Origin of the sequence: Sphingomonas sp. R647 (genome assembly GCF_020177055.1) — a bacterium.
GTDB lineage: Bacteria > Pseudomonadota > Alphaproteobacteria > Sphingomonadales > Sphingomonadaceae > Sphingomonas.
In genome coordinates, this window is the sequence record NZ_JAIQXT010000003.1 from 64,523 (window position 1) to 79,184 (window position 14,662).

Annotated in this window: 9 protein-coding genes; 4 read left to right on the forward strand and 5 right to left on the reverse strand. The window is 58.3% G+C overall.

What is annotated here, in order from left to right; translation table 11 throughout:
- Window positions 1-24: 24 nt before the first annotated feature.
- The 3 genes from K9B35_RS07340 to K9B35_RS07350 form a co-directional block, all read right to left on the reverse strand.
- A complete protein-coding gene (locus K9B35_RS07340; protein WP_224921182.1) occupies window positions 25-1,656 on the reverse strand; it encodes a carbamoyltransferase C-terminal domain-containing protein in 1,632 nt (543 codons plus the stop codon).
- A complete protein-coding gene (locus K9B35_RS07345; protein ID WP_224921183.1) occupies window positions 1,653-3,785 on the reverse strand; it encodes a family 16 glycosylhydrolase in 2,133 nt (710 codons plus the stop codon). Before K9B35_RS07345 ends, K9B35_RS07340 begins: the two co-directional genes overlap by 4 nt.
- Before the next feature lie 80 nt (window positions 3,786-3,865).
- Window positions 3,866-4,756 (reverse strand): glycosyltransferase family 32 protein, encoded by an 891-nt coding sequence (locus K9B35_RS07350; RefSeq protein ID WP_224921184.1) that lies wholly within the window; start codon window positions 4,754-4,756, stop codon window positions 3,866-3,868.
- Between the two features lie 1,049 nt (window positions 4,757-5,805).
- On the opposite strand from K9B35_RS07350, the gene K9B35_RS07355 reads away from it, so the two are divergent.
- The 4 genes from K9B35_RS07355 to K9B35_RS07370 all read left to right on the forward strand — a co-directional run bounded on the left by K9B35_RS07355 (window position 5,806) and on the right by K9B35_RS07370 (window position 12,680).
- Window positions 5,806-9,543, forward strand: a complete 3,738-nt coding sequence (locus K9B35_RS07355; RefSeq protein WP_224921185.1) for a CHAT domain-containing protein — start codon at window positions 5,806-5,808, stop codon at window positions 9,541-9,543.
- Entirely contained in the window at window positions 9,533-9,946 is a 414-nt protein-coding gene (locus K9B35_RS07360) for a hypothetical protein (RefSeq protein WP_224921186.1), read from the forward strand. Before K9B35_RS07355 ends, K9B35_RS07360 begins: the two co-directional genes overlap by 11 nt.
- A gap of 399 nt (window positions 9,947-10,345) precedes the next feature.
- Window positions 10,346-11,398, forward strand: coding sequence for a hypothetical protein (locus K9B35_RS07365; RefSeq protein WP_224921187.1), 1,053 nt, complete (start codon window positions 10,346-10,348; stop codon window positions 11,396-11,398).
- On the forward strand, window positions 11,367-12,680 hold the full coding sequence (locus K9B35_RS07370; RefSeq protein ID WP_224921188.1) for a hypothetical protein: 1,314 nt from the start codon (window positions 11,367-11,369) through the stop codon (window positions 12,678-12,680). The genes K9B35_RS07365 and K9B35_RS07370 overlap by 32 nt, the downstream gene beginning before the upstream one ends.
- Before the next feature lie 344 nt (window positions 12,681-13,024).
- Here K9B35_RS07370 and K9B35_RS07375 read toward each other — a convergent pair whose 3' ends face one another.
- Both K9B35_RS07375 and K9B35_RS07380 read right to left on the reverse strand, forming a co-directional pair.
- Window positions 13,025-13,261 carry a hypothetical protein gene (locus tag K9B35_RS07375; protein ID WP_224921189.1) on the reverse strand — a complete coding sequence of 79 codons (237 nt, stop codon included), beginning with the start codon at window positions 13,259-13,261 and terminating at the stop codon, window positions 13,025-13,027.
- 161 nt (window positions 13,262-13,422) lie between these two features.
- On the reverse strand, window positions 13,423-14,394 hold the full coding sequence (locus tag K9B35_RS07380; RefSeq protein WP_224921190.1) for an NAD-dependent epimerase/dehydratase family protein: 972 nt from the start codon (window positions 14,392-14,394) through the stop codon (window positions 13,423-13,425).
- Between the last annotated feature and the right edge of the window lie 268 nt (window positions 14,395-14,662).

Below are 14,662 nucleotides of genomic sequence, written 5' to 3' on the forward strand. Positions count from 1 at the left end.
GACTCAACTTATTTAATTCAAAATTTAAGGTTCGCTATGACGTTGAACGCGCTCCGAACGACTACATAGATAGGCTTGGTAACCGACCGACGACTTGCGCATGTAGATTTGCCCGTCGATGACAAATCCGTCGAGATGATGCTGCAAGGTATATTTCGATAGATCTGAAGCGCTATTAATGAAGCCTTTGTGCTTGAAATTAAGGGACGTGTTACACAATACGCCAAATCCCGTTAGGTCCTTGAAAGCATTTAGCACCTCGAACAGGGGGCGGTTGCTTAGTTCGGATACAGTTTGGATGCGAGCGGTGCGATTTACATGGGTGACTGCGGCAAGGTCAGTCGTTGATGCCCGATAGGTGAAGAGCATGAAGGGGCTAGGGTGCTCGCACCCAAACCATGTTTTAGCATCGTCCTCCAAGCAAACTGGCGCGATCGGGCGAAATTGCTCCCGCTGCTTGATGATGTTTAATCGCTCTCGGGTGCTGTCCTTGAATGGCGCTGCCAAGATGGAGCGGTTTCCGAGCGCGCGCGGACCTATCTCGTACCTACCGCTGACCCATCCTAGGATAAGATCGGATGACAACATCTCTGCGACGGTATTGACGCTGGATTCCAACTTGTCGAACTTGGCGCGGTCGACAGGTTCGTCGAGCGCAAAGGACAGGCCTGAATATACATCCCACGAGATCTTCGGGTCACCCGTGAAGTGGAACTGGGCATCGATGGCAGTGCCAATTGCCGAACCCGAGTCGTTGGCGACCGGAGGCACGAACACCTCGCTGAACAGGCCAGATCCCTGCCATTTGGAATTCCAATCGCAGTTAAGGCCGCACCCGCCCGCGATCAGCAGGGGCATGCCACGCTTCAAGTCTGATTTAGCAAATTGGTGAAATCGATCGAACAGCCGGTCGCTGAATATACCGGCAAAATTTCTGAATTCCTGATCATCCGTCCCAACATTGTAGTGGGTGAGGTCTTGGAGAGCCTCACAGTCCCGAGGCCTGATGTGCTCGCAATCCTGCAGCAAGAAGTCCATGATCAACTCTTCGGAGTGAGTTGCCTGCGTTCGTGTTGAGAATGAGGCGAGCGCCATCAACTTGCCGGCGTCCGAGAGCCTTGAATACTCCGCGCTACGCTTGTCGAAAGTTGGGTCTGCCAGTGCATAGAGCAACGCATAGCGATGTCCTGGCTCCGGCAGAACGTTCGATAACTTCGTGATGTGCAGCCCAGCACTAATCTCATAGAATGCGCCGATGTTGCCCTCCCAGAGCAATGCGTAGCACGCAGTGCCCTTTGGTAGTCCCGACATTCCAAACGCGCACAGCAGATGCGACCGCTCATGGGAGGAAGAGAAGAGATCGACTTCCTTCCCGAGGAACCGTTTCCGGCCTGTGCGGACCTTGCCGCATTCCAAGCCATGATAGCCAACCGCGCCCCCTCCCGCTTGGGGTGGTCCATCTTGCCACCACCCCCCCTTACAAAGGACGTCGGGGACACTAGCGAGCTCACCAAGGGCATCGAAGGCATCTGGCACGGTAACGGCAGAATGCCGATACCCCGAGCCCTTCTCAGCTTCCAAGGAGAACACTAAGCGGCCGTCCTCTATGTAGGCAAATGCACCGTCATGGCCGGGATTATAGGAAAGTATCTTCATGTCGACACTGCCTCGAGGATCGTCCCATTCGAGCCGCTATCGGCTCCAGAACACGACTTCGGTAAGATTGGCCCACATCCAAGGACGTGTATCGAGCGCACCCGAACCGTGGCAGGTAGGCGTCGATTTCGGAGGCGCCCTGCAAGCTGCGAGGCCCGAGATGGCCACGCGTTGAGATGCAATTTCATAGGCAGGTGGGGGATTGGGGTTGGATTCCATAGCACCCGACGATGGACCAGGATGCCGTCTACCAGCCAACGGATCTCATGCGGTGTCCATTCGATCGCATATCGGTGAAACCCCTTCGAAGCGTCGAAGCCAAGATCGATCTGGCATGGGCAGCCCCGATAGCCATAGTCGAACCGGGCGCCGTCCTCGCCCGGATTATAGAAAACGTTCACGAGCAAGCGGTTCGGCCTATTCCCCGCAATTTCGATGTCGATTTCCTGGTGAGGTGAATTTCGGTGGAGGAAAAAGCCGGTGACCACACCCGGCACGTCAGATGCCTGGAAAGCGGCCTCAAATCTGCCGAAAAGATAGTCGGTGTGACTCGTGATGGCCCCTGCACTATACCCTCGCACGCCGAGGTCTTCTTGCCGGACCTGCAACTTCGCCCCCTCGACGCTATCATATTCGACGTTCAAGTGGCGGAACAATGCGAGGTTGCCGGTAAAAGTATCCGACCGTGCAACCCAATGCTGCGGGTCGATCCCCTCGCCACAATCGATATAGACCCATCCGCCGCAATCCTCGGTCGCAACCTCGATGCCCGTCCAATCATCATGCTTTGGCGCTACGATCCACGGCGAACGATCCCACTTCGATTTGGCAGGTACCGGGAGCCGGAGACCTTCGCTTCGCCCCTCGACGATATCGCGTTGCCCAACGTCATCAAGGTGAGGGAATGGGCTTAGAGGTGGCACGCATCTGAGATGTTCGCACAGCACCCGCCAGGCATCGGCCTTGCCAGTGTCAAGCAAGGCGACGTCCGCGCCCTTAAGCCGTGCTCGGATCTCCTGAAAGACCGGATCGTCCGCATCGCTCGAGCACGTCGTTATGACGAACTTGGCGTGCGGATACAGATGGCGGAGGTGCTCGATCTCTGTTGTGAGCGACCCCACGTTGACATAGGCGCCAAATGCGCGATCGGGGCGTCCCGCGCAGAGCCGATTCCACTCGAGCGCCGGCAAGCGGCGCAAGTCGCTGCAGCATGCATAGCCAAGCATGGACAACGCCATTGCCAGCGATGACTGGCCCGATCCCGGCGGTCCAAAGCCAAACACGGGAGCGCCAAGCGGATGAGCGTGGAATAGCGCCGCACCCTCGCTGTTGATGGCGCCGATCCCGGAGAGTGCAGGTAGAATGGAGTAGCTATTTGTCGATATGCTATCCCTTCGCTGGCGCACGATCGATCGCCTAGTAGCGAACACGTTCAGCTTGCTGAACTGGTGATTGATCCAAAGATCGACCGGCCCACGGCAGGGCAGTGCATCAAGGAGCTTGCGCGCCCCGCGTCGCGAGAGGATGTACCCCGACAGGTACCATAGCCCCCGTTCTGGCCTGAACACATGACTTGAGTGAAAGGTCTTTGGAGCGCCGTGCATCGCTTCCATGTACGAGACGTAGACAATGTCGATGCCGCCGGCCCCTTCATGGGCGCCCCTCATGTCCTGCCAAGCGTGGTCCAGATCTCGCGCGAAGCTTGGGTGAAACCATACGTCGTCCTCGAGGACGAGCGCATATTCCTCGGCCCCTTCGGCAACCCGCTTCCAAACTCCGATATGCGATCGTGCGACGGCAACTTCTGGTTCTGTCATCGCGATGGGGGCTTCCAGCGCGAACCGCGTCGGGAGTGTCTTTGGCTGCGGTTCCACGAAAAGTTGGTCGGACAAAGTGTAGTGCGGATCGACCTGGCCGTCTTCGGGAGGACCGTTTGAAAAGTTCCTCGCGTCAACAGCAGCATATCGTTCAGACAGGCTGCGGAGATCGTTACCAAGACGGTCCTGGATGCGACCAAGCTCTTCTTTCACACGCGACCATCTCCGGGGCTCGCGGTCTAGATTGATCACATAGATTTTCCCGATGGTGCGATCCTCGTGGCCTTGGCGAGGCCCGAAGCAGTTCGCCATCTGCTTGGGGAGGAGTCTACGAAGACTGTACGCGACCCGGAAAATCCAGCGGAGAGTCACTGCTGGCCTGCGAAGCGGGTTCATCGCTCCTCCAACGACGATGCCGCGCGATATTCCTGCTGGTTGGAGAGACGCCAATTTCGTGAATCATTGCGGTAGCTCAACGGCCACTTGCTGGTCGAAATCATCTCCCAATCATGCGCGACCAGGAATGATTCCGATGATCTTGCTTCACTGATAACTTCGAAGACGGACCGAGTTAGATTTCCGGGCCCGGTCGAGGCTTGGACTTCCGGCAGAACGTTCGAAGGATGTGCTTCCAATGATGCCGTTGCGTTGAGCAGCGCCCTCTCGACAATCGGGTGTTGAGGTGCTGCGATGAGAGGCGTGGTGTTGAAATAGAAGATCCAACCTGGCCGGTCCGCGCCCGGCTCGGTAAATATCGATGATTCCACCATCTGGCCCGTAGGGATGTCGTAGCAAAATGGCTGGAGCTTAAGGCGGCCATCTTCGAAGAGATGGCCGATCGGCGCACCGTGGTAGACGTCGTCGGCATCGATGTAGAAGCCGCCTTCGACCAGTACGAATGAATAGCGGAAGTAATCCGACATCATGGACGGGTGGTAGCACCTGTCGAACGCAGCTTCATGGCGCGCTCCAAGGCGAGCGCCGATGAAGGATCGAGCAGCGTCCCTATCGAATACATCCAGCTCGAAGCCAACACGTTCCAGTCGCCTCCACGACTTCATACAATTCTCGACGTCTGGCGGAAGGCGCTCGAGGTCATCCCAGAACTGAACGATCCGCTTTGGCGTCGGCCGTGCATAGCGGGAGGGCGTGCCCAATGCGTCCCCGCGCCGCTGCACCAACCCGCGGACGAAATTCGAGCGATCGCGTTCTAACGGGGTCAGAGGATCAGCACTACTCGCCATTGTTACAGGGCCAATATCCACTTTGAAGCGTCTCCCCATCATCGAACTTGCACTGGCTTCAAGCCTTGGCAAACTTCTCAGGCTGGGGCCATGTCCGGACCCGGCGCGAGAACGTTAGCCCGCCTGCGCGCGACCGGGCAAGCGCAGCCATCGCCCGGCGATGTAGGTTGGCGAACGTCATTGGCGCAGACCGCGCGCCGCCGCGAGCGCGTCACTGGTTAGCCGCACGTTAGGGCGCATCGTCCGAGTCGATCATAGTTGCGGCGTTCCGGTATCAAAAGCCGAAAGCTGCCGACAGATGTCGGCAGGGCGAGGCCCGCCGCCTCTGCGACGAAGAATTCCGCTTTACAGCGACCGGCGGGCATTAGACTTCAGGCCCTTCGGTGCTATCCGACTGCCGGGGAGGGCCTTACGTTGAAATCCGACTTCGATGTGATCACCGAGTTGGCGCAGCGGGCTCTTGCGCTTACGCCCGTCATTATCCTCGGCGACCCGTATCCGCATCGCGACGCCAGTCAATGAGCCGCTGTCTGGCACAATCGACTTCTGGGACTGCTGGGCAGGTGCCGACTGCGCCGGTGATCTCGTAAAGGCGGTCGAAAGCTGGCGGCGCCAAACTGTACAGCCGTAACCTGCAGAACTTGCGTCGATCTTCTATAATCGCTGTAACGGACCGGTCGGTTGGCCCGCACGTGATCAGCGGTTGTTTAGTCACGTCGGTAGGCGGATGCATCTTCAGACGACGCCTACCAAAAAGCTGGGTCCGCTTTCGCTAATGCAGCGCCACAAGCTGCCAGTCCGCTCACGGCCGACCAGCGGCCAGTCTGCTTTCGTCACAACCTGCCCGTCGGCAACGCGCCCTAAACCCAGTCGTTCTCGCGTGCCAATAGTAAGCCCGAAAGCTGCCGCTGATCGCGTGGTTGGCTATCTCCATTGGCTGGAGCGCGACCACCGCCGCAACGCACGGGTGCTTGTTGAGGTTGGAGTTGAGGGGGCGATCGCGCATTATCGCCACAGAGAAAGTATTGGGGCATCTTTCACTCGCCTGCGGCAATTGTCTTTTAAAGGCGCAATAGGAGGGGCGCTTAATGGCACAGCATCTGTTGATATATTTCGATGAGGCGCCATGCTGTGGAAATTGCGGCAGGCCCCTGCCAGTGGATAGCTTAGTCCAAGTCACCTTTGTCGATGGGCTGCGTGATGTCCCTCCCGAAATTCGCAATGGGAATATCAACAAAATAGCCTGCAGCAATTGCACGAACGATGCATGGCTGTGGGTAGGCTATCTCTGCCTGGATCTTCAGCGCAATCGATCCGTACTCGCCGTCGCAAACGTCAACGCCGCGTCGAATGACTATTGGCTAGAGCAAAGTCTTAATCGTGCTCGGACCGAGCGCCCTGAGCTCGACTGGGCCGCAATGACGCTACCCCCGGTCTCGGTTGAGGACTACCGCTCGGTCATCGAAGTGCTTACTTGGGATGATGAAACCTACGCCGCTCAGGCCAGCATCGATAGGTGTTTCCTTGTACGTCGGGATATGGTCGACCCTGAATTACGAGCGCGGCAGTGGGTAGAGGATTACGTCGCACTTTCTTGTAACCGCCTCGTCGGAATTGAGCAGTCGTCCGTTCCGTTTTTGATGGCCTTGGTGCGGGTGGCAAAAGCTTATGCGGAGTCAGCAGAACAGTCTGAAATTTCGCCGGAGGCCATCGAGTCGCTGTTAGCGTACATTGCTGAGTTCATCGCAGAATGTAATGCGGGCGGGCCGCCCGATGATTTCGAAATGCACCAGACCGTCGACGACGTCGGCCCATATAAGCCATTCCTGTTCAACCTGTCAGTCGCTTGCGAGCAGCATCTAGCACATTTGGCGAGACAGTCGGTCTCGCAGGAAACGCTCGACCGCATTGAGGTCGTCGCGGATGCCTTAGGTACCTTGCTGGCACCGTCGCAGACTGTGCCGAACTTCGGCGACGTTTCTGAAGCCGACAGATTGCTACACCTTGCCCAAGAGCGGGCGGTCGTTGTCGCTAACCTGCCTGAAGGTAGGTTCGCCGATTTTGACGGGAGCCCGCTGACGCTGCAGCACGTCGTGGATCTCGCCGCGACCGGTAATCGGCCGTGGCAAATTGCACTATGCTATCCAGTTAAGGAGCACCGCGATCGCCGGATGTATACGCCTGACGATCAAGCGGTCCTTGAGTTGCTTGTCGCAATCGCAGTCCGCTTTGGCGACTTCGAAGCCCGGTTGGGTGCTCACTGGGTTCTAGCGACACTGTTTCACGATTCTAATGCATTTCGCGATGGCGCGATCGTCGCCGCGAAGTTGCTTAATCGTCTATTCTCAATGCGCGACGTGGGAGAATTTCGAGCTAGTGTGGGCAGTATTCCGTTTCTCGCCAGTCTGTTCGATGTTGTCGGCTCGCATTGCCGTCACGCTCGCAGTTTTGCTCTGTCGCAGCAATTTGCGGCTGTGGCCGTAGAGCAATTTAACGTCGCCGGTTCTCGCGAGGATGCATTGAGGATTCGCACCGAAATGCTCATCACCGCATCAACCTTCACAACGGTCAGCGATAGCGAGATCGACGACCTTGTCGCCGACATAAGGGGCACAGAGCTTCCTCCAAAGGTTTTTTCGGACCTGCTCGGAAAGACGCTCTCGCTTCGAGCACGGCTCGCTGCCGAGCGTCATCCCGTGGCGCCACTGATCCTGGCCGTATTCCACAAACTTCTCCCGCCTCCGAGCCGAGAAGGGCCTGGCGGGCAATTTTCCGCCTACCTTGGAACGCCAGAAGAGTTGCTCGAAGAGGTCGGTGCAAGCGCCTTGCTTGAGCCGAACTTTCAGATCGAAGATTACGACAAAGACAAAGGCGCTAAATCGTCTGCTAGCGAGTTGGTGGAGACCCTTCAGGCTGGCGGCCTGTTATGCCTGGACAAGCTTAAAGGCGACGGCGCCGCCCGATTGGTCGTGTCTGGAAACTCATATCTCGTTCACTTCGCGGCCGCACTCGACCACGCTGCCGAGCACGCGCATTGGCAACTCTGGCTAAATCTCTTCGTCGAGATGGTAGGTGCTACCGACAAATTACATCCTGATTTGGCGTTGCATCTTATTTCGATCGCGGAATCGGCGGCTACCGACCTCAACATCCGGGACATACCGGAGCGCACTCGGAGCTTTGCAATGCTGAAGGCCCGGGCACACTGCCATAAGTTCTTACGCAGCCAAGATGATTCCAAGGAACTCGATGAAGCTCGGGTTGCTTTCAAACAGGCGATCGATGCAGCTTGCCTGGTCATTCCACCCAGCGACGATCTCTCGCTCAGGATCGCTGAATTTCGCGAGATTTCCGGCGATTGTGTTGGTGCCAGCGATGCATATGTATCGCTTGCTCTGGCGCTTGAGCGCCAAGCCCGCGACCATCAAGGTTCTTTACCCGATGATCGGCTGGAACAACGCGCTCGAGCCTACTCGCGAGCCGCCGCTGCTCGATTGTTCGCGGCGATTTCGCCTAAAGGACCGCCCGATCAAGAGATGCTTACTCAAGTGCTGGGGCTGATTGAGCTTTCTCGTACTCAGGTCCGTAGCAACGCCCCTCTTTCAGACCATGGCGTCGAAGCAGCGCTCGCGCTCCTTCCCGCAAGGCCCAGTGCAATTCTTGCAGACCTGCCAGGACGCAAAGGCGTGCTCGTCTATGAACTCTTTCCAGATAGCGACTTCAAAGCTGGCTTTTGGGCGTGCATTTACTGTGCCCCCGATGGCGAAATTTCGTTTCACCTCATGCCGCTGGAAGAAACATATCAATCCATCAAAACCGTCGCCGATGTGTTCGAGGCTACCTCGGGAGCATTGATCGGACAGACCATCGGCAGCGCCGCGCGGACGTTCGCCCAGGTGGCAGGGGCATCCTCAGGCGTGCTTGAAATACTCGGGGACGAGCTTGTTGGTCACAAGATCGCCGCGGCTATCTCACGCGATCGTCTTGATCGTTTGTTTATCGCTCCCCAGGCCTATTTGTACGAAGTTCCCTGGATGGCGTTACGAGTAAGCAAACCGGGCCCCGCGTTGCTAATCGCGCTCGGTCGCACCGAAGGCGCCATGGGTATCAATCTCGTGCATACTATCTCAAGCCTGCGCGCGTCGTCGGCGCCAGTGCGAACTCCCGCTGACGTTGCCTCTGGAGGTGCCGCATTCCTGCTTGCGGCCCGACCAGCCTGGCGGCCCGAACTCCATCCGATCTATGGCGCCCGGGCACGCATGGAACGAACAGCAGCGATGCTTGAGGGTGCGGGCATCGCGGTGCAACGTGAACTCTCGGCCACCGTCGACAACATCTTGCGAGCTCTCCACCGCCGGGATGTAAGCTTCGTGTTCTGTCACGGCATGGTAGACGAAGGTGGTATTGCGCTGATCGCAGAAGACGGACGTCTCGGCGTACCGGAAATCGCCGCGCGCAGCCGCTCTAGTCGATTTACAGGTGGAGTTGTCGTGCTCAGCGCCTGTTCCGGCCTCGCGCTTGACGCTTCCAGTGCGTTTCGAAAGCGAGAGGTTCGCGGCGTGCCAGTGAAACTCGTCGAGGCAGGTGTCCGCTACGTCGCGGGTTCGAGTCGACCTCTTCAATCTGTGATCGGCGTTCGCCTCATGGAGTGGATGGCGACCGCTTGCCAATCCGGCGAGGCCCTTGATCAAGCGCTTTCGCGTCTCTGCCTTTCACTGTCGGCAGACCCGTACTTGAGCGCACCGCAATACTGGGGATACCTTGCGGGCTTTGGTGACGGCGGAACCATCATGTCCACATCGGGAGTGCCTACGAATGAGCAATGATGACGCACAACTCGAGGCGATGTGGCGAGACCCGACCTACTTGCTCGACCAGATCGATGTGGGTCTCGATTCACAAGAGATCGAAGATCTGCCGACCTGGATGCTTGCCGATGAGGATGGTCCGTATCGCGGCATTGAGAATGGCCGTCCGTTCCATAATATCCTAGAACGCGTGCTCGAAAGTCGCCGAACAGCGCTCGAGGAATGGGCGTGCATCACCTTTGGATATTGCCATGTGAAGGCCGAGCATGGCGAGACCATCGCGCTCGCCAAGGCCGTCTGTGACGGGCTTGCGAGCGTCTGGGCCAACGTCCCGTTACCGCTCGCTACCATCAGTTGTTACTGTGTCCAGTCCTTGTTTTTGGACAAGCTTTGCGAGTGCCCCAAGCATGCCGTGGTTTGATCCATAAGGGTCACCCATGCGCAGAACGTCGCGCAGGTGCGTCGCCTTGATCAGCCCGGATCGCACCGGCGCGGTGCGATATCGAATGGAGCGATCCGAGAGGAGTTGGTGGAATCCGCCAGTCAGCCGGAAAGTACCGGTAGGTGTGTCCGCTTTCCGGCGTTCAGGAGCTGATTATTGCCAGTCTGCAACCGGCCCATGAGCAGCCAACCCGCTATGGCATAACCGGCCGGTCAGGAATACGCCCCAATTTCAGCCGTTCAGCGGATTGACACCCAACTCCGAAAGCAGCTGTCCGTTCACCTTCTGTTCCAACGGCCTTTGCCATATCGGTTGCGAATGCCACTGCCAGAGCGCGCTGATTGCGACTAGCGTTCAGCGCACAAAGAGAGGTCGCACATGGGTTTTCTGTCGGAAGAGCAATTCGCGTCGCTCCAGATCGAGCACATGATTCTCCATGTGGTTCGAGACGGGCCCTTCAACCCTGAGCTGGCGCGGGAGGTCGAACATCCGGATTTCTTCATCGAGCGCATCCGCAACACCGACGCGGCAAGCGTCTATTCGTTCGAGCCTGAATCTGCGGTGAAGGCGAAGATCGGCGAGATGGCACGGGGTGAGGTCACCTTCGAGGCGGGGGCGCAGTCGCTGTCGCGGGAGTTCGCCAGACTGCATCACGGAGGACACAAGCCCGGGGCGCTCTTCATATTTGAGTTGAGCTGCGACGAGCCTGACGTCACCATCTATAGCCTGATCAAATACGACTATCAGGAAGTCATCGAACAAGCCGATGCAGACGAAGGCAGTCTGCTGCGGCGCATTCTTCAGGCGTTTGTGGCGGAGAAGAAGGCCATTCAGAAGTCCGCGATGATCCGGGTAATCGACGGCATCGTTGAAGATGCCGTTTCGACTCTGGACCGGATGAAGGCGGCGCCCGCCATCGGCGACTATTTCGCCAGCTACCTCCACGTGCGGCGCGAACGCAGCGACAGCGAACTGACCCAAGCCGTAAAGGATGTGGTCCGCCAGACGCTGATCGAAAGCAAGGACGTGCTGCCTGACCGGAACGTGCCGCGAGCGATCCAGCGCGCGCAAGCTGCGCTGCGGGACAGGCAGCAGATCGACGAGGATGCCGTGCATGAGGCCATCCTCGCGGCCGCTGGCAATCCCGAGGACGAAGGCACTCGGTCGCAACTCCAGGCGCGCACTAGACGAAAGCTCAGATCCGCTAAGCTGGAAGGCTTGGCCTTTCCGCCCAGCGGGCAGATCCTTCAGCGCCCGCCCACCCGGCAGGTGAAGACGACGGAGGGTGTAACCTTGATCTATCCGGACGACGCCGACGAACGTACGGTGCGCCGCGTCAACACTGACGACGGCGGCCAGGTGATTACGATCACGACGAGACACGTCACGGAGGACCGCGTTGTCCGCGACAACACTCGCCCGCTGGCTTGATCGGCTCCCGGGGCTTGGCGCCTTCGTCGTCGAGACCGCTGATACGGTAAGCGCGTCGAACCTCTCGGCTCGACAAACGCGCGAGCTCTGCGGGCTCGTCGAGGGGGAAGGGTGGCGGCTCACGATCTTCGACCAAGCGAACGAATCATGGACCCGAGACGAGCTGGACGAGGATCTGGCTCCGTTCCGCGTGACGATCGTCAAACCGCCTGCGGGCATCGACGCGGCTCGTATCCTGACGGATGTCGGCTTTGCCGCATGGCTCGCCGAGCCCAGCGCATCAGTCTGCCAAGTCGCTCGGCTATCGCGCCCCTTCGAGACGCTCGGCGTTCGGTTCACCAGCTGGGATGAAGCCGCCACTCCATTCGAGCCCGCCGAGGAAACCGCTAGCCCGCGATCCCTTGTTCGCGAATACAACGGTCAGGCACGGGCTCCGAGCGACGTTCGCACATGGCTGCTTCGCGACGTCGATGGCGGCCCTTTCGACAACTCCACTTTCCGTATCTGGATGGCGGCCGCAGCCGTGCATACACTTCACGCTGTGCCAGACGAGATCGATCCGGTGAACGGCTCGCTCAAATTCAATGGACCGCCGCGGCTGGCGCTCCACGTCAGCGCGGACGTCACCGAAGTTCTTTCCGAGCTCAGCATCGATGGTTTCAAGAACCTGCAGCGCGGCGTCCGTTGGGTGTTCGAGAACGCTCGCGAAGCAGAGATGCGACATGCGCTTTTCGCCACCGAAGTTGCTCGCAGCGGAATAGAGACCGATCGCGCCGAGATCTATCTTCGCGAACACGCGGAAGCCGCCTTGGACGGTGCGAAAATCGCCTATCAGGCTGCGCTCGCTCAGCTGAGCAGCGAAACGCTCAAGGCCCTTGCGGATCTCCGCAAGGCCGTGACCGAGGAAACCGCCAAGGTCACCGAAGCCACGCGGCAGATCGCGGGAGCCGTGGCCGCAGCGTTGGCCGTGGGCATCGGCCTGATGGCCGCTCGGGTCACTTCGGCCGCATCTGGCAACTTGATCATCGCGATCATGATCGTCGCTGCGGCTTACGTTTTTATGGTGATCTTGTCAGGCCTTCAGTTTACCTGGCTGCAGCGTGACCTCCGCCGCGGTTGGCAACCCCGGCTGTATCGCTATCTGCCTCGATCAGAATACCAGGCCCTGGTACTCACACCGACCGGTCGAGCCGAAGCGTCACTGTTCTGGGTGGCGGGAATCGGCGGCTTCATCACGTTGATAATTTCGACGGTTGTGATCTTCCCCAAAATCTGGACGTAGCAAGACAAGCTGCGACGTCGTGGAAGGCTCAACGCCACATAAGGGCGCTTCATCTGCCTACGAACGGGACGGCAGACGCTCGGTCGCGAGCAGCCGACTGAAGATATCGATTGGCAATGGCAGCTATCGCGCGTCGGTCGCCCAAAAGCTGCAGGTCCGCCACCGGCCCACTTCCCGCTATTGGAGAAGGGGGCACGCGATATTGGCTGCTTCTGGGCCGGTTGCTGCACGGCAGGTCCTGGCTAGGAACTGATTATAGCGGCAGGTCGGCTTTCGGGCGGCCCCAGGACGGCGTCTGGCGGCGGAACTTGGGTGGGAAGCCGCCGGTGCAGTGTGTCAGTTACTCAACCGTCCCAAGCTTCCCACGACCGGAAGCGCACCACCGCCTGTTTTCCAGAGCGAACAATTTCATGATCGACCTTAAACGCCTCGTAGTAGGAAGCTCGCAGCCAACGCAGTCCTTCATCCAAGTTCACTGGTTCCCAGCCCGGTATCTCAACAAGGACGGTAGCGGCATCGCCGAGGTCTGCGGCCAAGCGGTCGCGATGTTCTAACCAACGCAGTTCAGCCGACAATCCCATCAGTGACTAGCGCTCCTTAATGCGCCACCAGCATGTCACTCAAGACCAATGTCCGCAATTGGGTCGTTTGCGGCCTAGCCGCATTTGGGATCGCGTCACGAGCGCGGGAACCGCTGAAATTGGGTGGAAAGGCGAAAGTCAGCTATTGAGCGATAGTCGGGTTATCCAGCCGTCGCAAAGCTGAGATCGGCATGTGGTGGCAAATAGGTGGGGTCGTGCGCAAATGGAAGTTCATGGCCATGCTTTAAGGCTTCAAGCACAGTGACAAAATCGGTGCCTGCACGAAAGCCAAGGATCTCCTGGGCGCGAGACGGGTCGTAGATTCGCCCTATCGTTTTGGGCAAACTCCAACCTCTTGCTGCATAAAGGGCAGAGGCGCCTGGGAAGCATCTCTCAACCACCGAAGCGGCATCGCGCTTCAGATCGATCACATCTTCTTGCGTAAACGGCGTCGGTGCTGAGATAATGAAAATATCGAAGCCAATCTGGGGCGCGCGTTCGAGCGCAAGAATATGAGCAGTTGCCATGTCTTCGACCGTTGCTCGTCGGTACAGTAGCTCATTCGCCTTTAGGTTTTCGCCGCTCGGTACGCTGTGCGTATCGTCATCTTCCGGGAAAAAGCGCGAGGTGCGCAAGACGATACAGGGCAGGCCATGATTGAGGAATGCATCGCGACACAGTCCTTCAGCGGCTAGTTTTGTCACGCCATATATGTTGCGTGGCTCAAGAGGGCCGCTTTGCTCGTCGAGCCAAACCGCAGCTGTCCCTTGTTCGTTACGGATTGCTTGCGAAATCATCAATGAGGTGGTCGAGGTAAAGACGAACCTGCCGACACCGGACTCGATGGCCGACGTCAGGAGGTTCAATGTTCCGGTCACATTTACGTCAATAAACGCCTGGGTTGTCTGCCGCACAATATCAGGTTTGTGGAGAGCCCCGGCGTGGATCACGGCCTCGACTTCAAATTCCGAAAAGATCCGCTGGACCAATTCAGAGTCGGCAATCGATCCGACGACCTGGGTGTGTTCACCTGGCGCAACATCTAGACCGATTGGCTGATGCCCTGCACCTTGCAATGCCGGTGCGAGAAACCTGCCTAACCAGCCTGATGCCCCTGTCAGTAAAACACGCATGCAGTTTGCACCCGTCGCATTCGATTATCGCCATGAGGAATTGCGTCCGCTTTAAATATAGATCGCGATCAAATCAAATGGCAGCAATGGGGTCGGCACCTGAATGGCAGGAAATCGGGGCGCTTGCGGAAAAGCAGTCCTTCAGGTGCCGACCCCAAAGTCGCCGACGGATGGTCAACCTGAAGCAACCAGGTTACCGTTCAATCTTGTTCATCGAGCACCCGTTGTGGGCAAGAAGGTTCTTGCAGCTCGCAATTAAGTCGCGGCG